Below are 19,716 nucleotides of genomic sequence, written 5' to 3' on the forward strand. Positions count from 1 at the left end.
ATAATGAGTTAGGAATTTCTCTCGAAAATTCCTTATTGGTTTTAAATTCCCGTAGAGATAGACACTCAGGCCCGTGAATCATTTTTTGTCTATTAAATGAAAAGTGCGCCTTTATTCGGCGCACTTTGTTCTTAATTTTTAGACAAAGTTATTTGAACAATATTGTTAGGCGGTACGCTTTTGGCGAAAGAAAAAAGGTAGAACTACAATACTCACCACCAGCACGATTACCGTAGCAATCATGACAGACATAAATGCGCTATCAAATGCTATACTCGCCTGACTCACTAAGAGACTTGCACTATCTTGCGATAACCCTTCAGCCACAATTAACGCTTCATCAAGGCTATCATAGACTTTGTCTGCTACCGTTAAACCTGCCGGTAATACCAGCTTTGCGGTATAAACCGCACTCATCAAGCCACCCATAAATGTCACACCGAGCACGCTACCTAGCTCGTAAGCCACTTCTTCAATGGATGCTGCCATTCCCGCTTTTTCATCTGGCGCATTTAACATGATGGTGGTTGATGCTGTGGTAAAAATGGCACCTAATCCGAACCCGACACAGAATAAGAATGACAGTAATACCAAGCCGGTTGAGGTTTTGAATACCCACGCAACCCCAATGACGCCAACTAATGTGCAAATAAATCCTAAAATCATCATTAGCTTAGCGCCGACTTTATGTAGATACATGCCCGCTAACGGAGACGCTAACACAGACGCAATCGGGATCGGAATAATGTATAACGCCGCCTCGAATGGGGTATAACCTAATACCAACTGCAAGCGCTGACTTAGCAAAAGCTCGACACCAACGATAATCACGATGGATAAAATCGCCATCATAATACCCGCAAAAAATCGAGGGTCGCCAAGCAATTTGAAATCAATCATGGGCGATTCTGATGCTAACTGTCGACGGCTAAAAATAACCAGGAAGGCAATGCCGATCGCCCCTGCAATAAGTAACGTGAACCAATCAATATTGGCTTTTCCAAGTTCTTTCAAGGCGTAAATTGAACCAATCAACCCCACCAAGACAAACAAAGAGCCTAAATAATCAATCGGTTGCTGCGAATTTCTCGTACTTTTTGGTATTAAAGAAAGCGCAAATGGGATCACCAACAGCACGACAGGTACGTTGATTAAAAAGACGGAGCCCCACCAGAAATGATTAAGTAATACACCGCCGACTAATGGTCCAATTGCCGCACCACCCGATGCCACTGCAGACCAAATACCAATCGCCAGTGCCCGCTCTTTCGGATCTAAAAATACTTGGCGAACAATGGCTAATGTCGCTGGCATACTAATCGCAGCACCCACCGCTAAGAAACCACGAGATAAAATTAAGCTCAATGCACTCGGTGAAAATGCCGCGCACAGAGAGGCCAATGCGAATAAGGGCAACCCTAGTATAAACATCCGCTTATGACCTACTTTATCACTTAACATTCCCGCAGCAGGCAATAGCCCCGCAACCACTAGCGGGTAAGCATTCATGATCCATAATTTTTCAGACGCTGTTGCACCTAGATCATGGGTGAGCTTAGGCAGTGCGGTATATAGCACGGTGACATCAATGACGATGAGAAATAAAACACTCGATACTAAGAGTAAAATAATCCAACGTTTATAATCTGCTATCATAAAATCTTCTCAACTTGTTTAATTGATCACCTTGATGGATGATCGTGCTACAATATAATTCCATACGTACGTATTGAAAAGAGGTTTTTTTAAATGGGACGTCAACGAACAATCGATCGCGAAAAAGTGCTAGAAGCCGCAGAAGAGATTGTCATTAATCAAGGTGCTACCGCACTGACGATTGATGCAGTCGCCAAATCAATGGGGATTTCTAAAGGGGGAGTCCAATACTGCTTTGGTAACAAAGAAGCCTTAATTGATGCCATGTTTGAGCGCTGGAGCCACTCTTACGATGAGATTTTCAGTCAAGCGATAGCCCAAGATAACAGTCCTGAAGGTCGAGTGATTGCCCACATAAAAGCCACAGCGGATCACGATAAAACCAGTATCGCCAAAGGTGCCGCATTAATGGCTTCTCTGCTTCAAACACCTGAATATTTAGAAAGCACCCGTAAATGGTATCGAGAACGCATTGCTAATTTAGATTTATCAACCGAAAGCGGCAAACGCGCTAGATTGCTATTTTTAGCCACTGAAGGCACTTTTATTTTGCGCCATTTTGGTTTGATGGATATTGATGATGCAGAATGGCAATCAATATTCAGCGATATCGAAAACACGTTTAAATTTTAAGTGAAAATCTATTTTTGATATCTCTAACACTCTCTGTTTTATATTTTTATCTAAAAAGGAGAGTGTTCAATGAATAGAATAAGTAATGGGTGTACAAATAAAATATCTCAGCCACATATTGAACAAAACCAATCCGCTTTGGCGAAACCTAAAAATAAAAAAAACGGGTTTATAGAGAGAGTAAACAGGTTATTTAATACCAACTTGTTTAATACATTGTTAAAACATCCCAAGAAAACAAAAAATACAGAAATCATCCCTTCCCATCAAAGTTTCGTAAAGCTGACAATACCAGAGAATCCTTCTCCGCAAAAAATAGAAAAAAATACGAATTTAGCGCCAAACAAAGTACACATTGAACCGATCGTACATATTGAGCCTATAATCGCAAAAATAGTACCAAGCGAAATAGACCAGTTCACAGAAAAGTTGCATCGTCTCAATATCATCTTTAAAAATGATGCGTTCGGCGCTGATCATCGACCTATCTTTTTAGTCAAAAATCACTCGACATGTCGCGCGCGCTCCCTCAGCAAACACAATGAACTTGGTGAGGAGGAATATGGCACGCTCACCCTCAACATGCGTCATTATCTTGGTAAAGGGGAATATGGAACCGCCTATCGCGTGGGTAACTTTGCGATTAAAATTCCTCATCGCGATTTAAACTTTAAATACAATAAATATGCGAAATACGATCGCTGCGCCAGAGTATTAAATGAGGTAAATCAAGATATTAACTTTGCACGATCTACTACGCTCGCAAATGGCAATGCCATTTTAGTCACTAAGTTTATTGATGGGAGATCGATAACAGGCAAGGAGGCTTCTGGTTTTGTTGAATCCCGGGGACGCACTCTTTTTGATCATGGCTCCGAAGGCAACGTAAGAAAAGATAGGCAAAAAAATCTGTTTTTAATTGATGCTGATTTTGCTGCGCAACCTAACCAGCTAAATCGCACCCTGTCTATAGGTACCATTAAAATCTATAAGCGTTATGAAAATAACGATATCCGTTAGCTTAGAATTAAAAAAACCAACAACGTAATACACGCTGTTGGTTTTTGATTAATCGCGACCGTTATTACTTATCATACACACTCGGTACAAACACATTTCGTTCGATCATTTTCTCGATTTGCTTATTTAAAATGGTTTCTCGGTAGTGTTTATGATTGCCTTGAGGCTCATGTAAGTAGGTATTTTTCGGGTAAATTGGCGTTTCATAAATGAGTTGAGCACATTCAGTCCGAATATCTTTCAGCCAATTACTGACCGAAGCATTGGCGCGGTGATGGCGCATCGCTTCGATATCAATCACCCCATAAACATAGGTAGAACCATTAGTATCCTCTTGTTTACCCACGATTTTACCCTTGTAGTCCACAATCAGTGAACGACCGCCACCACAATCAATTGGCGCTTGTGTGGTTGGGAACATATACATTGAGCCAATATTAGGCGCCACAACATAGAAATTGTTTTCCAACGCACGGGCGCGGTTAGAAATTTCAAACAGGTCATTTTCAGTAAATGGCGTTGGTAATGAAGCGCGGTACACCACTTCTGCCCCATTTAATGCCAGACCACGACCGTTTTCAGGGAAGTTTCCTTCCATGGCCATCATTACCCCTAATCGACCAATTTCAGTATCAACCACCGGCCAGAAAGATTGTAATGAACGCCCATATTTTTTTATCCACTCATCGTACAGATCATGAGGCGATGCCGAACGTTCACACGGCAACAAAGAGGACATTTTATGGTGTTTCAGGATAATGTTGCCTTTGGGATCAATAACAAACCCAACGTTAAACATAATTCCTGGCCAATCAGGATCACGAGTTTTCGCTTGCGCCATGATGTACACATTTTGAGATTTCGCTAATTCACCCAGTCTATCAGTCTCAGGGCCTGGAATATCAATAGCGCCATCTTTTAAGAATTCAGCAATCGGTAAATCCAATGCTTCATCGTTGAAACCTTGTAAAGCACCTTCAGGGAGAACAAGTAAACGAACAGGGAGATCCAATGAAGATAGCCACAGCGCACCGTGAGATAGCTCCTCAAGATGGTCGATATTTTTCATAATATCGCTACGCGTTTTTATTCCCCACGTTGTTGGCACTAAACCCACTACACCATATGGCTTTATCATAATAATTCTCCGATTTTATTTTCGATTTACCTGCATTTGGCATTGTTCAAAAATCAAACTCATCGAATATTATTCACATGTTAAATTTATGTCAAATAAATATTAAATTATACTTTTTGGATATTCACACTTAATCCGTTCAATACTTCACGCTAATATTTAAAATAAAAAATCAGGCTATAAACATATTAACAATCTAGTGATTATCTTATTAGTTATAAATATAACCTCGCGTTACTTTATTTTAAAATACATAAATATCAATTAGATGAAAAATTATTGCTATTTTTAATTTCCTCATAAAATTAATATAGGAAAACATTTTCATTCTTAAAAACAGAAACAAAAACTGCGAGTAAACTTAAGTTTTATTAATATTTAATCCAAAAACAAAAACTGCAATAAATATCCTATTTCTGCATTTATTGTACATTTAATTAACATTTCTATTGTGATTTAACTTAAAAAAGTAAAGTGTAATGTCGGCTTTTCAGATTTAAAAATATACGTACTTGCCATTAAAAAAATATCGGTCGAATAACGATTAGAGAGTGATTTATGACAATACAAACATCTGAAATTACATCTGTCTCCTCAAAACGCACGACCTTTAAAGTCATGCTGGTTTGCTGGCTAAGCATTTTATTTGAAGGTTATGACGTGGGGGTGATGGGTGCAGTTTTACCCACACTCTCTGAATATAAAGAGTGGAATTTAACCCCTATTGAATTAGGCGCCTTGAGCAGTTATACCCTCGTGGGAATGTTCTTCGGTGCTTTTATTATCGGAACGTTAAGCGAGTTATATGGTCGACGACGCATGCTACTAATCTGCGTTACGCTATTTTCGTCCACCATGTTAGCCACCGCTTTAGCGCCAACACCTTGGTTTTTTGGATTAATGCGTTTTATCGGCGGAATTGGACTTGGGGGCGTGATCCCCGTAGCCGCGGCTCTCACTATTGAATATTCACCAACTGAAAAACGGTCGTTTAACTATGCCATTATGTACTCAGGCTACTCTCTGGGTATCTTATGTGCTGCGTTAGTGGCGATTGCGATTCTTAGCCAATTTGGTTGGCGTGGCGTCATGATGATCGGGTCATTGCCTTTGTTATTAATCTGGCCAATGTCCCGCCTATTGCCTGAGTCTATTGAATACCTTAATAACCGAGGGCAACACGAAAAAGCGAGAAAACTGGCGGAGAAACTTGAAGTTACCTATCACGAACCCGTGAAACAAGAAAAGCAGGCTTCCCGTAGCTTAAAAGAAGTTGTCGCGATTATCTTTTCCAAAGATTACCTGCGAGCAACCTGCTGTTTTTGGGTCGCTCTGTTCTGTGGTGGCTTCATCGTTTACGGCTTAAATACGTGGCTGCCATCCATTATGCGTAAAGAAGGTTATGATCTCGGCTCCAGCTTAACTTTCTTAGTGGTGTTCAGTTTATCTTCTGCGCTAGGCGGGTTATTCCTCGGGAAAGTCGCCGATAAATGTGGCGCTCGCGGTACAGTTGCATTCTTCTTTATGCTAGGTGCAATGGGTATTGGATTGATGGTCTTCAAGCAAAATATCTATATGAATTATTTACTTGTGGGCCTCGCGGGGATTGGCTGTATTTCTGCGCCATTAATTTTGACAGGCTATGTCGCTCATTTCTATCCATCCAGTGTGCGGGCTTCTGCAACAGGTTGGACAATGAGTATTTCCCGTGTAGGTGCAATGTCTGGTCCCATGTTTGGCGCTTATATTGCCAGTCTTGGAGTCGCCAGTAGTTGGAACTTTGCCGCGTTCTCTGCGGTGACGGTAATAGGCGGTATTGCCGTAATGCTACTACCAAGTAAACGCTTATAAACCTAAAAACAAAATCCCCTCCGTAATTTCGAGGGGATTTTTATCAATACCAATTACCAGAAACGAGCAATTTGTTCACGCAGTGCTTCTGCGGTGGCTTTTCCTTTTTCACCGACCAATGCGCGCCCAGCAATAAAGGCTTTGGCTTTGATACCTTCAAAAAGATGAATATCTTCCGGCACAATCCCCCCAGTTATCGACAATTCGAGGCCTAAATCAGAAAGTTGGCGCATTTTGGTGAGATCTTCAGGTCCCCAGCCCACGCCAGCGAGCTCAGCATCACGAGAACGATGGTAAATCGCCTGTTTGATTCCTAAATCTACCCAGCGCTGAGCATCGTCTAATGTCCAGTTACCATACAGCTCAATTTGGATTTCACGCCCAAATTCATCCGCCACTTTTTTACATGCCGTAATAGTGGCAATATGCGCCGCTGCCGAAACCGTGATCCAATCCGCGCCGGCTTCGAACGCCATTTTCGATAAAATCGCACCGCCATCCGTGGTTTTCATATCGCAAACAATAATGTGTGATGGATGATTTTTACGTAGTGTTGAAACTGCATTCATGCCTTCCGCAAAAGCCAAAATAGTACCAATTTCAATCACATCAACAAAAGACTCCACATTATCAGCAACCGCCAGCGCATCTTTCAGATTGGTTTGGTCTAATGCAATTTGAATTAAAGGTTTAGTCATTTGATTATCCTAGTATTTTAGATTAAATCGGGTATCTGGTGAATAACGGCTTAAGCCAATGCGGCATCAATCACCTGATAGACCTCGTCTGCGCTGGTGCATCGGCGAATTTTATCGAGATCAATCCCCGTTTCGCTCTCTTCATCATCCAGTACTTGAGTCACTTCCATTAATCCTTCCATATGTTCATCAGAAGAACTTCCCGCGAGGGTAATAAGGACATCCACAGGCTCACTTTCCCCATCAAATACAATCGGTTCTTTTAATGTCACCAAGGCAAATGCGGTTTTTAAAACGCCATTTTCTGGGCGCGCATGAGGTAAGGCTAAATGAGGTGCAATACAGATATAAGGGCCTAACTCTTTGACGCTGCTAATAATGGCGTCATGGTAATCCGGCAAAATCGCCCCAGATGCGATGAGCATATCGGTGCCAATCTTAATCGCGTCCTGCCAATTATCCGCTGAGGCATGTAATTTAATGGAGTTGTTATCCATTAGAGATTGTTTGAAACCCATGGCATTGCTCTCCTATTGTCATGGGCATACATCACTGAATCCCCATGACAAATTTAGTTATTGGATTTATTTCGACTCACTAAAGTTATTATGAATAATCGCCAGTAATTCATCGCCGAATGAGTTCGGATTCAACATATTCTGCACACCCAGTACGAATTTACCTTCCCCCGCATCCATTTCAGAAGAGAGATGCTTGGAAGAGACGATGATATCTGTATTCGCCAGTTTTGATTTGTAATCAGAGACCGCGCAGGAATCCATCACATGAGGAATGCCTTTACCTTCAAGGTACTTGGCAATTTTCATTTTCATCATCATTGATGAACCTTGCCCATTACCACACACCGCAAGAATACTGACGGGTCTAGCGCCTGTTGAAATAGGCAGTTCTGTTGGTTCAATCGGCGCATTTTCAACACTCAGCTCTGCTTGTGGCTCCGCTGCCGTAGCGGCTTGCGCATCTTCTTCCGCACGCAATCTTTTCGACGCAAAGTACATGTAAACAAACGACAGTCCAATCAAGACAAAGAAGAAATATTTAGAGAAGGAAAGCCCCTGCATCACTGGTGGGAAAACTAACGCCCAGTCAGCCATGCCCATCCAACCGCTAAAATCCGTTCCTTGCTGGCTAAACAATGAAATCGCCCATGCAGACCCAAACACCTCAATGATCCCCATCACGAAACAGATTTTCATGACTGCTTTCCAGCCACCGAAATGGTTGGCAAATACCCCAATTGTCGCGTTGGAGAAGAACATTGGGATAAATCCAGGAATAATCATGATCGGGGAACTTAATCCCAACATAATCAACACCGCAGTAAACTGCCCCAACGCCCCCCACATAAAGCCGAATACCATGGCATTAGGAGAGAAGGCGTAAATTGCCGCACAGTCAATGGCGAGTACCGCATTAGGAATAACGCGCTCGGAAATCCCTTTAAACGCTTCAGAAAGCTCGGCAACAAACATCCGCACACCGGTAACAATAATCTGGATGGCGACCGCGAATTTCAAACCGGTTTCTAGAATATAGATGGTCCAATGGGTTTTCCCTGCCATTTCTTGCAAGTTAGTTAACCCAAAGGAAAGAAGAATGATGCCGAAGAAAACGGTCATCACAATCGCGGTGGCCGCGATGCTATCATGGAAAATATGCAACCATTTCGGTAGTTTAAGATTATCAACGCTATCGTTTTTATCACCGAGTTTATGGGCAATTTTAGTGGCGACCCATGATGCGACTTGCTGCTGGTGACCAATTGAAAACCCTGCCCCACCCGTGACTGATTCCGTTGGCTTGAACATAATATTGGATGAAATGCCCCAATACAGCGCCATGAGAACGGCTGAGTAAATAATGGTTTCCCACATACTGGTGCCCAGCACAAAATAGAATACCGCGATCAATCCCGCTTGCTGGAACATGATATGCCCCGTCAGCATAATGGTTCGGATCCCCGTGATACGGCGGAAAAGCACCAAAAGAATATTAATCGCCAATGCAATCAACACCGTATACCCAACCCATGAATAGTTATCCCCCATGGTTTCCATGGTGGCCATCATTGAGGTATAAGGGTCGATAACTGAACCGGTAAGATGATGATATTCTGACATTTTTGCAATGACAGGTTTGAAGCTGGAGACTAATGTATCGGCTCCCACTTGCACTAACATAAAGCCGACAATCGTTTTTATGGTTCCCTTCAGGATGGTTGTGCCATCTCTCTTTAGAAGCCAGTAGCCAATCAATGTCACTAATCCCAGTAATAACGGGGCTTTGGTCATCACTTGGCTGTAAAAAATATAGAATGAGTCATACAGAAAATCCATATTTTTACCCCTAAATCAAATTTAGTGTGAATTATTATCTTATTTAAAATTACATTACCCTGATCACAGACAAGCATTCTCACGCTATAATCAAACAGTTCATCAATTTAATCACTCAAATACATTTTGCAATCATAAGCAATCACCATTTGTTCATTTATGATTATTTGAAGTGACACTTTTTGACCAGTAAAAAACCCTACATTTGTTGAGCTGATCACAACAAATATAGTAAAAATCAACATTTACATATAGTTAAAGAATTAAATTGGTATGGGTAATTTTTGAATTTAGTGAGTTGACAATTTTCATTATAATCATATAGAATCAAATTCAATCATTTTAAGTCAAAAGTTATCATGGAATCGTGATTATAATAATCATCACTAAAGACGAAAAATGATTATACAGAAATAAGGCGCTACACATGAATGAGACACAAAGACATCATGAAATATTGTCTTTATTGAAAGAAAATCAAATCATTAACGTATCTTTTATCACAAAACATTTTGATATTTCGCCGGCAACTGCTCGCCGAGATATCGCCAAGCTGGATGAGCAAGGCAAACTCAAAAAAATACGTAATGGTGCAGAGCGCATTGAAGAAAAAAGACTCAGATGGTCACCACTGAATATCAATAGCACCGACCATTATGAAGAAAAGTCACAAATCGCCATGAAAGCGGCAGAACTTTGCCAACCGGGAGATAGCGCTGTTATCAACTGTGGATCCACCGCATTTTTGCTAGGACAGCAACTGTGTGGAAAAGGGGTTCAGATAGTAACGAACTATTTCCCTCTCGCCAGTTATTTGATTGAAGAAGAACATGAAGATGTAGTTCTGATTGGCGGGCAATATAACCGAACACAAGGTATTTTCCTCAATCCTGCATTAAGCACATTGATGGGATATGCCGGTAACTGGATGTTCACTTCAGGGAAAGGTTTAACCGAAACAGGGTTGTACAAAACAGATATGCTGACTGCGGTCGCGGAGCAACAGATGCTCGATCGTATTGATAAATTGGTTGTCGTTGTGGATAGCTCAAAAGTCGGAAGTCGAACGGGCATGTTATTTTGCCCTACCGAAAAAATTGACTATCTCATCACCGGTAAGAATGCCGACCCGAAAATTATCAAAGCCATCGAAGCCCAAGGCACGCAAGTCATCCTTGTATAATTAGATTAACTATCTAATTCAACGAATTAACAAATTTATTCTGTATTTCGCCTTATTTTCATTAATAAGGCGCTAATCCCTTACATTTGAAATTCTGGATAGGAAAGGTGTTGCTATGAGTAAAGTAAATGAAATTACCCGTGAATCTTGGATTTTAAGCACATTCCCTGAATGGGGAACCTGGCTCAATGAAGAGATCGAAAAAACCGTCGTAGAACCCAACACATTTTCTATGTGGTGGCTGGGCTGTACAGGTATTTGGTTGAAAAGCGAAGGTAACACTAACATATCCATCGATTTTTGGTGTGGTACAGGTAAAAAGACCCAAAAAAACCCACTGATGAATCAGCAGCACCAAATGATGCGTATGGGCGGAGTTGAAGCCCTGCAGCCCAACTTACGTACCGCGATTTTTCCGCTCGATCCATTTGCGATTAAAGATGTCGATGCCATTTTGGCATCCCATGACCATGCTGACCATATTGATGTCAACGTTGCGGCGGCAGTGCTACAAAACTGCGGAGACCACGTTAAATTTATTGGTCCACAAGCCTGCGTCAACCTATGGACAGGTTGGGGTGTACCAGAAGATCGCTGCATTGTGGCCAAAGTGGGCGATGTGATTGAAGTTGGCGATATGAAAATCCGTGTTTTAGATTCATTCGACCGTACCGCGCTAGTGACCTTACCAAAAGGCGTTTCTTCCTATGACAAAGCCATTTTGGACGGTATGGATGAACGTGCGGTGAACTATTTAATTGAAACCACAGGCGGCTCTTTGTATCACTCTGGAGATTCTCACTATTCCAACTACTATGCGGCGCACGGCAACCGCTACAATATTGATGTTGCCCTGCTTTCTTACGGCGAAAACCCGCGCGGTGTCACCGACAAAATGACCTCTTCCGATATTTTACGTGCCGCAGAATCATTAGATTGCACGACAGTTATTCCATTCCACCACGATATTTGGGCTAACTTCCAAAATGACCCTCGTGAAATTGAAGTGTTATGGAATATGAAAAAAGAGCGTCTGCAATATAAATTTACCCCATTCTTCTGGCAAGTTGGCGGAAAATATACCTACCCAACCGATAAAGGACGCATGCATTATCAGCATTTCAGAGGCTTCCAAGACATCTTTAAAAACGAACCTGAATTGCCGTATAAAGCCTTCTTATAAGATTGTTATCGATTAAAAAAACAAAATCCGGTAAGGCATATACCCTACCGGATTTTTATTATCTTTATAAAATAGCTAACTTTATGTTAATCACCAAAATCGTGATTAAGGGATCACGCCCAGCAATTTAAACCAGAAATAATCCAGAGGCACCAAGAGGAAAAAGGTCAAAATAAACAAAATCAGACACAGCCTTACGCCATCCATTAACGGCACTTTGCCCATTCCCATCGCGACAACAATCGGAGACGCTTGATAAGGCAATAAAGGTGTTGAGTAACCGATGACTTGTACCATGAGAACCGCAATTAGTGGTAAGCCCGTGGCATTAGAGAGAGATTCTGCTAACGGGGTATACAGTGCTGGAACGCCGTTTGCCGTCACCACAAAGTTTAAGCCGCTAGTCAGTCCCACTAAGCTACCAAAATCCATAAACGGGCTATTTGGATCCAGTGGCAGCATCTTTTGTAAGTAAGTACCAACCACCATTCCAACGTTGGAATAACTCACCAATGTTGCTAGGCTCAAAATCCCTGCCACATAGATACAAGTACGGATATTCACCGCTTTAACAAACTCGTCATTGGTGACAAAACCGACTTTAGGCAGCAAGCAGAAACATGCCGCGACTAATCCCACCCATGCTGGTGAAATACCGTGTGTGGTATCCGTGATCCAGAAAAGCAATGTGACTGCCAGCACAACACCGAGCTTTTTCTCATCGCGGCTCATTGGCGGCAAGGTTTTTTGTTCAGCCACCGGCTGCAATTTGGCAGGAAATAGAAAATAGATACACAGCACCACCATTGCGCCTTTAATCAGCCCTAAGATTGGCATATGCAGGAACAGGTAATTCAAGTAGGAAAGTTTAAGGTGGTAAGTGGTTTCTATCGCTCCCGCCATAACAAGGTTGGGAACGTTCGCAGGCAGCACAGTTGCAGAAAGTTGGAAGGTACCAAAACCCACCGCCAGCGCTAACCCGATACGCCCTCGGCTGCCACTTTCTAGCCCGACTTTATCTGCTATTGCCATCACAATCGGCATCAGTAATGCAATTCGCCCCATATTCGACGGCATAATAAACGCCAATCCATAGGCGAGGATCACCACGCCAATGATCAATGAGAGCCAGGATTTTGTGAAACGCCCCGAGATATGCTGCGCAATCCGTTCCGCTAGCCCCACTTTATTGATGGCAAACCCAAGAATGAATCCGCTTAAAACGAGCCAAAATGCTTCCGAGGTGAACCCCGAGAAAATCACATTGGTTGGCGCTAGATGTAAGCATGCCGCTGCTGCTAAAAACAGTAATGCTACTAAATATTCTGGTAGTTTTCCTGTCGCCCAAAACCCTATTGTGATTGCGATGACAACCGCACTCAACCATTCAATCTCTGCCATCCACGTAACCTTCTGCTGATTTTTATTGTTGTTTATTATTGCTCAATACTGCATCAAGAAAATTAAGTATACGTGAAATTGATAGCGAATAGATGCATACCCAATCAACTAATTAGCATCGGATTATTATAGTTCAGTAGGGAAATTTTAATGGTGTGTAAGAATAGAGAAGCAATAAAAAGCCGGTGTTCTTTTACAGAACACCGGCTGGATTTTTAAATCAGAACGAGATTACTCAACAGTCACTGATTTTGCTAAGTTACGCGGCTGATCCACGTCAGTTCCTTTGATTAACGCAACATGGTAAGAGAGCAGTTGCAGAGGAACAGTGTAGAAAATTGGTGCGATTAACTCTTCCACATGCGGCAGGGGAACAATTTTCATGTTTTCACTTGCCACAAAACCAGCATCTTGGTCAGCGAACACATACAGCAGACCACCACGCGCGCGAACTTCTTCAATGTTAGATTTCAGTTTTTCTAACAGTTCGTTGTTCGGAGCAACGATGATAACTGGCATATCTGCATCAATTAACGCTAATGGGCCATGTTTTAATTCGCCCGCTGCATACGCTTCGGCGTGGATATACGAAATCTCTTTCAGTTTCAGTGCGCCTTCAACGGCGATAGGGAACTGATCGCCACGACCTAAGAACAGTGCGTGGTTTTTGTCTGAGAAATCTTCAGCTAACGCTTCAATCACTTTGTCTTGAGACAGCATGCTTTCAATACGCGCAGGCAGTGCGTGAAGCGCATGAGCAATACGCTCTTCCAGTTCTGGGTTTGCCCCTTTCAGGCGTCCCATATATGCCACCAGCATCAACAATACCGTTAACTGAGTTGTAAATGCTTTGGTGGAAGCAACGCCAATTTCCGCACCCGCTTTGGTCATCAGCGAAAATTCAGATTCGCGGACTAATGAAGATGCGCCAACGTTACAAATTGCTAGGGACGTTAAGTAACCCAGTTCTTTAGACAAGCGCAGAGCGGCTAAAGTATCTGCCGTTTCCCCTGATTGGGAAATGGTGATCATCAAGCTGCCTTTACGATGTGCCGGTTTACGGTAGCGGTATTCAGACGCAATTTCCACGTCACAAGGAATACCCGCCAATGATTCAAACCAGTAACGCGCAACCATACCAGCGTTGTATGAGGTTCCGCAGGCAACGATTTGGATATGGTCAACTTTGGACAGAATTTCGCTGGCTTTTGGACCTAACTCGCTAAGGTCGATACCATTATCTTGGTTAAAACGCCCTTCGAGGGTGTTTTTAATCGCCATTGGCTGTTCATAGATCTCTTTTTGCATGTAATGGCGGTATGCGCCTTTATCACCTGCATCGTATTGAACATTCGATTCGATTTGCTCACGTTCAACTGGTGCGCCTTGCTTATCAAAAATACGCACAGTGCGACGAGTAACTTCCGCAATATCCCCTTCTTCTAAGTAGATAAAACGGCGAGTCACAGGCAATAATGCCAGTTGGTCAGAAGCTAAGAAGTTTTCGCCAACACCCAGACCGATAACCAACGGGCTACCTGAACGTGCTGCGACTAATAATTCTGGGTTGCGGCTATCCATAATTACGGTGCCATAAGCGCCACGTAATTGTGGGATCACGCGCTGAACCACTTCCAGCAATGTGCCACCTTGCTGCTGTTCATGATGAACAAGGTGTGCAATCACTTCAGTGTCAGTGTCTGAACTAAAGATATAGCCAAGTTTTTTCAGCTCTTCTTTCAGTTCTAAATAGTTCTCAATAATTCCGTTATGAACAACGGCAATGTAACCCGAGGTATGAGGGTGAGCGTTACGCTCGCTTGGAATACCATGAGTCGCCCAGCGGGTATGCGCGATACCAGTTCCACCAGAAACCGGGTTCTTTTCTGCTTCTTCCGCCAGCATTTGCACTTTACCGACTTCACGTAAGCGTTGCAGATGACCTTCGTGATCAACCACCGCCATACCCGCTGAGTCATAACCACGGTATTCTAAACGGCGAAGACCTTCTAACAGAATTTCCGCGATATCACGTTGTGCGACAGCACCAACAATTCCACACATATTAAGTTATTCCTAAATAAAGGGGTTATTCCCCCTCTTATTGTCGCAACCTGATTATTGTTCAGCTTTCGCTGTTCCCCAGCCTTGTAGAAACGGGGAATTTTATTGTTTTATCTATTTGCTACTTTGTAGCGATTTTTATATTAAAAAATACTGACCGACATTGCTTAGACTGCTAATTCTTAGATAACTAATTCGTTCATAACTAATCATAGGAGAGACTTGAATATCTCTCCTCTATATTTACTTATGTTTTATTTACTTATTTTTTCTTTACTGGGCGCTGCCAGTTTTTAATGTGTGTCTGTTTCACTCGGCTCACCACCAGCTCACCTTCGTTAATATCACGAGTGACCGTGGTACCAGCACCAATGGTTGCGCCATTAGCCACACACACTGGAGCAACTAACTGAGTGTCAGAGCCAACAAACACATCATCACCAATAACCGTTTTAAATTTATTCACACCATCATAATTACATGTGATCGTGCCCGCACCAATATTCACATTACTACCAATCTGAGCATCACCCAGATAGCTTAAGTGACCCGCTTTAGAGCCTAAGCCCAGCGTGGCATTTTTCATTTCAACAAAGTTACCCACATGGGATTTTGCTGCTAATTTAGCACCAGGGCGTAAACGAGCGAAAGGTCCAACAGTACATTCCGTGGATAATTCAGAATTTTCAATCACTGAGTATGGGCTGATAACTGAGTTATCGCCAATCACGCAGTTTTTCAGTACACAGCCTGTTTGGATCTGAACGTTATTACCCAGTGTCACGTTACCTTCGATGATCACGTTGGTGTCGATCACCACATCGCGACCGTGAGTTAAGGTTCCGCGAATATCAAAACGCGCAGGATCAATCAACATCACACCCGCTAACAGTAATTTTTCAGCTTGTTCTTTTTGGTAGATGCGCTCTAACGCAGCTAATTGCAGACGGTTATTAACCCCTTCCATTTCACTGAGATGGCTTGGGTGAACGGTCGCAATTTTGTTACCTTCTTTATGAGCAAGAGCAATGATGTCGGTAATGTAGTATTCACCTTGGGCATTGTTATTGTTCAGTTGGCTCAGCCAGCGGTTAAAGTCTTTTCCGCTTGCAACCATAATACCGGTGTTGATTTCTTGGATTTTACGCTGTTCTTCACTGGCATCTTTCTGTTCGATGATACCAACGACTTCGCCGTTTTCGCGGATAATGCGACCATAACCGGCTGGGTTATCTAGGATAACAGTGAGTAAGCCAATGCCGCCTTCTGGCTTAGCTTCTACCAGTCGTTGTAATGTGTCTTTAGCGATCAAAGGTACATCGCCATAAAGCATGACAATATCTTCATCATCTTGGAAGTGGGGAGCGGCTTGCTGCATCGCGTGGCCAGTACCCAGTTGCTCTGCTTGCAGAACCCAATTGAGGTTTTGTTCACCCAGTTTTTCTTTCAGTAAATCACCGCCATGTCCGTATACCAGATGAATATCCGACGCACCGATTGATTTCGCTGTATCAATCACATGCTGAACCATTGGTTTACCTGCGAGTAAATGCAGAACTTTAGGTAAGTCTGAATACATCCGTGTGCCTTTACCGGCAGCTAAAATCACGACACTTTTTCTTTGCACAGTCATATTTTCCTGAAACTCCAACTTTGGGGTGAAAGTAAACCTATTTCCTGTATAAATTACTACATATTTCGCACAAATAAAAAAGCCAGTTAGTCAAACTAACTGGCTTTTTCTATATTGCTATCATTACATAAGCTTTTTAGTTAACTCGATAACTCGAAGTTTCGCTATTGCTTTTGCAAGTTCTGCTGATGCCTGAGCATAATCAACATCGCCGTGTGCTTTGCGGACATGTTCTTCCGCTTTGCGTTTAGCTTCCACTGCACGAGCTTCGTCTAAATCTTTACCACGGATCGCTGTATCAGCGAGTACGATAACACCTGTTGGTTGAACTTCTAAAATACCGCCGGAGAGGTAAATTAGCTCTTCTTCACCAAACTGCTTCGTAATGCGTACCATGCCCGGTTTTATGGCAGTCAGCAGCGGGGTATGCTGCGGATAAATCCCCAACTCACCTTCACTACCTGTCACCTGAATTTTTTGTACTAAGCCTTCAAACATCTGTTTTTCCGCGCTTACTACTTTCAGGTAGTATGTCATTGCAGCTACCATATCAACCTCTCGTCAGATGGATTAAAGCTTTTTCGCTTTTTCCACAGCTTCTTCAATGGTACCAACCATGTAGAACGCTTGTTCTGGCAGGTGGTCGTAATCACCGTTCAGGATGCCGCTGAAGCCACGGATAGTGTCTTTCAGAGAAACGAACTTACCTGGTGAACCGGTAAAGACTTCTGCAACGAAGAATGGTTGAGACAGGAAGCGCTGGATCTTACGAGCACGAGCAACAACCAGTTTGTCTTCTTCAGACAGTTCATCCATACCCAGGATTGCAATGATATCTTTCAGTTCTTGGTAACGTTGCAGAATAGACTGAACGCCACGAGCAACATCATAGTGCTCTTGACCAACTACCAGTGGGTCTAATTGACGGCTGGTAGAATCCAGAGGGTCAACCGCAGGGTAGATACCCAGAGATGCGATTTGACGGCTCAGAACTACGGTTGCGTCTAAGTGAGCAAAGGTGGTTGCTGGTGATGGGTCAGTCAAGTCATCCGCTGGTACGTATACCGCTTGAACGGAAGTGATAGAACCAGTTTGAGTTGAGGTAATACGTTCTTGCAGAACACCCATCTCTTCCGCCAGCGTTGGTTGGTAACCTACCGCTGATGGCATACGACCTAACAGTGCTGATACTTCAGTACCTGCCAGTGTATAACGATAAATGTTGTCAACGAACAGCAGTACGTCACGACCTTCGTCACGGAATTTTTCAGCCATAGTCAGACCAGTCAGCGCAACACGCAGACGGTTTCCTGGTGGCTCGTTCATCTGGCCATAAACCAGTGATACTTTATCCAGAACGTTTGAGTCGGTCATTTCATGATAGAAGTCGTTACCTTCACGGGTACGCTCACCAACACCGGCGAACACTGAGTAACCTGAGTGCTCAATCGCGATGTTACGGATCAGTTCCATCATGTTTACTGTTTTACCAACACCCGCACCACCGAACAGACCTACTTTACCACCTTTCGCGAATGGACAGATTAAGTCCATTACTTTGATACCGGTTTCCAGCAATTCAGTTGAGTTAGCTAACTCTTCGTAGCTTGGTGCAGCACGGTGAATAGACCAGCGCTCTTCTTCGCCGATATCACCTTTCATGTCGATTGGTTCACCCAGAACGTTCATGATACGTCCCAGAGTTGCTTTACCGACTGGTACTTCGATTGGGTGCTCTAGGTTTACAACTTCTAAACCACGGCTCAGACCGTCTGATGTACCCATTGCGATACAACGGACAACACCACCACCTAACTGTTGTTGAACTTCCAACACCAGTTTTTCTTTACCGTTAATAACCTCAAGAGCATCGTACACTTTTGGTACGTTATCTTGAGGGAACTCGACGTCCACAACGGCGCCGATTACCTGGATAATCTTTCCAGTAGCCATCTTGAATCCTCTACGTAATTCGTAAACCTAGCTGTTAAACCGCGGCAGCACCAGAAACGATCTCGGTCAGTTCCTGAGTAATGCTGGCCTGACGAGCTTTGTTGTAAACCAACTGCAACTCTTTGATCAGGTTTCCACCGTTATCTGTAGCGGCTTTCATCGCTACCATTCGAGCGGCCTGCTCACTAGCTAGGTTTTCAACGACGCCCTGATAAACCTGCGACTCGATATAACGACGCAGCAGGGTATCCAGCAACGCCTTAGGATCGGGTTCATATAAATAATCCCAAGATTTCTTCTTCAGTGTTTCGTCATCGCTTGCAGGCAATGGCAGTAACTGAAGAATAGTTGGTTCTTGAGACATTGTATTGACGAACTTGTTGTTCACCACATACAGTTTATCTAAACGCCCTTCATCATAGGCTTGTAGCATAGAGTTAACCGGGCCAATCAGGTCAGAAAGGGTCGGGTTATCCCCCATTCCGGTTACTTGTGAAACGACATTGCCGCCTACAGAACCGAAGAATGCTACCGCTTTAGAACCGATTAAAGCCAAATCAACCTGAACGTTTTTCTCAGACCACGTTTTCATGTCTGCTAGCAGTTTTTTGAACAGGTTAACGTTCAAACCACCACACAGACCACGGTCTGTTGAAACAACCAAATACCCGACGCGCTTAACTTCGCGCTCTTCGAGATATGGGTGTTTATATTCCAGATTACCTAATGCAAGGTGACCAATCACACTGCGCATGGTTTCTGCATAAGGACGGCTGGCCGCCATGCGTTCCTGCGTTTTACGCATTTTGGACGCCGCGACCATTTCCATCGCTTTAGTGATCTTCTGTGTGTTTTGCACACTTCCAATCTTGGAACGTATCTCTTTTGCGCCGGCCATTTCTGCTTCTCCTTATTAACCAGACGGCCCATAAAAATTCACGGGCCG

At 43.1% G+C, this 19,716-nt stretch carries 16 protein-coding genes; 5 read left to right on the forward strand and 11 right to left on the reverse strand.

All coding sequences use genetic code 11. The features are described 5' to 3' along the window. Nucleotides 1–165: 165 nt before the first annotated feature. Nucleotides 166–1,656 carry an MFS transporter gene (locus M5X66_RS00085; RefSeq protein ID WP_154599601.1) on the reverse strand — a complete coding sequence of 497 codons (1,491 nt, stop codon included), beginning with the start codon at nt 1,654–1,656 and terminating at the stop codon, nt 166–168. A gap of 93 nt (nt 1,657–1,749) precedes the next feature. Here M5X66_RS00085 and M5X66_RS00090 point away from each other — a divergent pair, with 93 nt between their 5' ends. Both M5X66_RS00090 and M5X66_RS00095 read left to right on the forward strand, forming a co-directional pair. Then, nucleotides 1,750–2,289, forward strand: coding sequence for a TetR/AcrR family transcriptional regulator (locus tag M5X66_RS00090; protein ID WP_036950636.1), 540 nt, complete (start codon nt 1,750–1,752; stop codon nt 2,287–2,289). A 69-nt stretch (nt 2,290–2,358) separates the two neighbouring features. Further along, nucleotides 2,359–3,309 carry a hypothetical protein gene (locus M5X66_RS00095; protein ID WP_154634335.1) on the forward strand — a complete coding sequence of 317 codons (951 nt, stop codon included), beginning with the start codon at nt 2,359–2,361 and terminating at the stop codon, nt 3,307–3,309. A 64-nt stretch (nt 3,310–3,373) separates the two neighbouring features. On the opposite strand, the gene M5X66_RS00100 is transcribed toward M5X66_RS00095, so the two are convergent. Next, nucleotides 3,374–4,447: a nitrilase-related carbon-nitrogen hydrolase gene (locus tag M5X66_RS00100; protein WP_154634336.1), complete on the reverse strand. Its 1,074-nt coding sequence runs from the start codon at nt 4,445–4,447 to the stop codon at nt 3,374–3,376. A 558-nt stretch (nt 4,448–5,005) separates the two neighbouring features. On the opposite strand from M5X66_RS00100, the gene M5X66_RS00105 reads away from it, so the two are divergent. Beyond that, nucleotides 5,006–6,298 carry an MFS transporter gene (locus tag M5X66_RS00105; protein WP_108479118.1) on the forward strand — a complete coding sequence of 431 codons (1,293 nt, stop codon included), beginning with the start codon at nt 5,006–5,008 and terminating at the stop codon, nt 6,296–6,298. A 53-nt stretch (nt 6,299–6,351) separates the two neighbouring features. On the opposite strand, the gene M5X66_RS00110 is transcribed toward M5X66_RS00105, so the two are convergent. The 3 genes from M5X66_RS00110 to M5X66_RS00120 all read right to left on the reverse strand — a co-directional run bounded on the left by M5X66_RS00110 (nt 6,352) and on the right by M5X66_RS00120 (nt 9,353). Then, the gene (locus M5X66_RS00110) at nt 6,352–6,996 is read right to left on the reverse strand and encodes a 3-keto-L-gulonate-6-phosphate decarboxylase UlaD (protein ID WP_154599602.1); all 645 of its coding nucleotides are present in this window, start codon (nt 6,994–6,996) and stop codon (nt 6,352–6,354) included. 50 nt (nt 6,997–7,046) lie between these two features. Next, complete coding sequence (locus M5X66_RS00115) at nt 7,047–7,514, reverse strand: PTS sugar transporter subunit IIA (protein WP_036950629.1); 468 nt, start codon at nt 7,512–7,514, stop codon at nt 7,047–7,049. Nucleotides 7,515–7,580: 66 nt separating this feature from the next. Then, the gene (locus tag M5X66_RS00120) at nt 7,581–9,353 is read right to left on the reverse strand and encodes a PTS ascorbate-specific subunit IIBC (RefSeq protein WP_154634337.1); all 1,773 of its coding nucleotides are present in this window, start codon (nt 9,351–9,353) and stop codon (nt 7,581–7,583) included. Between the two features lie 427 nt (nt 9,354–9,780). Between M5X66_RS00120 and ulaR the strand changes: the two genes are divergently transcribed. Together ulaR and ulaG are read left to right on the forward strand one after the other, a co-directional pair. Next, on the forward strand, nt 9,781–10,536 hold the full coding sequence (gene ulaR / locus M5X66_RS00125; protein ID WP_154599604.1) for an HTH-type transcriptional regulator UlaR: 756 nt from the start codon (nt 9,781–9,783) through the stop codon (nt 10,534–10,536). A 115-nt stretch (nt 10,537–10,651) separates the two neighbouring features. Beyond that, nucleotides 10,652–11,719, forward strand: coding sequence for an L-ascorbate 6-phosphate lactonase (ulaG, locus tag M5X66_RS00130; RefSeq protein WP_108479116.1), 1,068 nt, complete (start codon nt 10,652–10,654; stop codon nt 11,717–11,719). A 105-nt stretch (nt 11,720–11,824) separates the two neighbouring features. Here ulaG and M5X66_RS00135 read toward each other — a convergent pair whose 3' ends face one another. The 6 genes from M5X66_RS00135 to atpG all read right to left on the reverse strand — a co-directional run bounded on the left by M5X66_RS00135 (nt 11,825) and on the right by atpG (nt 19,668). After that, nucleotides 11,825–13,120 carry an SLC13 family permease gene (locus M5X66_RS00135; RefSeq protein ID WP_154634338.1) on the reverse strand — a complete coding sequence of 432 codons (1,296 nt, stop codon included), beginning with the start codon at nt 13,118–13,120 and terminating at the stop codon, nt 11,825–11,827. Nucleotides 13,121–13,351: 231 nt separating this feature from the next. Beyond that, a complete protein-coding gene (gene glmS / locus M5X66_RS00140; RefSeq protein ID WP_036950619.1) occupies nt 13,352–15,184 on the reverse strand; it encodes a glutamine--fructose-6-phosphate transaminase (isomerizing) in 1,833 nt (610 codons plus the stop codon). Nucleotides 15,185–15,446: 262 nt separating this feature from the next. Next, nucleotides 15,447–16,817: a bifunctional UDP-N-acetylglucosamine diphosphorylase/glucosamine-1-phosphate N-acetyltransferase GlmU gene (gene glmU, locus M5X66_RS00145; RefSeq protein ID WP_036950618.1), complete on the reverse strand. Its 1,371-nt coding sequence runs from the start codon at nt 16,815–16,817 to the stop codon at nt 15,447–15,449. Nucleotides 16,818–16,940: 123 nt separating this feature from the next. Beyond that, a complete protein-coding gene (locus M5X66_RS00150) occupies nt 16,941–17,366 on the reverse strand; it encodes a F0F1 ATP synthase subunit epsilon (RefSeq protein ID WP_006660646.1) in 426 nt (141 codons plus the stop codon). A gap of 21 nt (nt 17,367–17,387) precedes the next feature. Next, a complete protein-coding gene (gene atpD / locus M5X66_RS00155; protein ID WP_006660647.1) occupies nt 17,388–18,770 on the reverse strand; it encodes a F0F1 ATP synthase subunit beta in 1,383 nt (460 codons plus the stop codon). 34 nt (nt 18,771–18,804) lie between these two features. After that, complete coding sequence (gene atpG / locus M5X66_RS00160; protein WP_006660648.1) at nt 18,805–19,668, reverse strand: F0F1 ATP synthase subunit gamma; 864 nt, start codon at nt 19,666–19,668, stop codon at nt 18,805–18,807. Between the last annotated feature and the right edge of the window lie 48 nt (nt 19,669–19,716).

The sequence above is a fragment of the Providencia sp. PROV188 genome (genome assembly GCF_027595165.1).
In the GTDB taxonomy this organism is placed as follows: domain Bacteria; phylum Pseudomonadota; class Gammaproteobacteria; order Enterobacterales; family Enterobacteriaceae; genus Providencia; species Providencia lanzhouensis.